We start from the raw sequence: 733 nt of genomic DNA, 5'->3' as shown, positions 1-733 counted from the left end.
GCTGCTGAACTTCCAGACCCTGATCAGCGACCTCACCGGCCTGCCGATCGCCAACGCCTCGCTGCTGGATGAAGCCACCGCCGCCGCCGAAGCCATGACCTTCTGCAAGCGCCTGAGCAAAAACAAGGGCAGCCACCAGTTCTTCGCCTCCGTGCATTGCCACCCGCAGACCCTCGACGTGTTGCGCACCCGTGCCGAGCCGCTGGGCATCGACGTGGTGGTCGGCGACGAGCGTGAACTGAGCGACGTGACGCCGTTCTTCGGCGCCCTGCTGCAGTACCCGGCGAGCAACGGTGACGTGTTCGACTACCGCGAACTGACCGAGCGCCTGCACGCCGCCAACGCCCTGGTGGCCGTGGCCGCCGACCTGCTGGCCCTGACCCTGCTGACCCCGCCGGGCGAATTCGGCGCCGACGTGGCCATCGGCAGCGCGCAACGCTTTGGCGTGCCGCTGGGCTTCGGTGGCCCGCACGCGGCCTACTTCTCCACCAAGGACGCGTTCAAGCGCGACATGCCGGGGCGTTTGGTGGGCGTCTCCGTCGACCGTTTCGGCAAGCCGGCCCTGCGCCTGGCGATGCAGACCCGTGAGCAGCACATCCGCCGCGAGAAGGCCACGTCGAACATCTGCACCGCGCAGGTGCTGCTGGCCAACATCGCCAGCATGTACGCCGTGTACCACGGTCCGAAGGGCCTGACGCAGATTGCCCAGCGTGTGCATCACCTGACTGCGATC

At 67.8% G+C, this 733-nt stretch carries 1 pseudogene; it reads left to right on the top strand.

The features are described 5' to 3' along the window. Positions 1-733 (top strand): annotated as a pseudogene (locus NPS56_RS30945) (glycine dehydrogenase (aminomethyl-transferring)); the annotation flags it as partial.

The sequence above is a fragment of the Pseudomonas putida genome (assembly GCF_028682635.1).
Taxonomy (GTDB): Bacteria; Pseudomonadota; Gammaproteobacteria; order Pseudomonadales; family Pseudomonadaceae; genus Aquipseudomonas; species Aquipseudomonas putida_AE.
The sequence above is the reverse complement of the archived record's forward strand: the minus strand, read 5'-3'. Positions and strand labels throughout refer to the sequence as shown.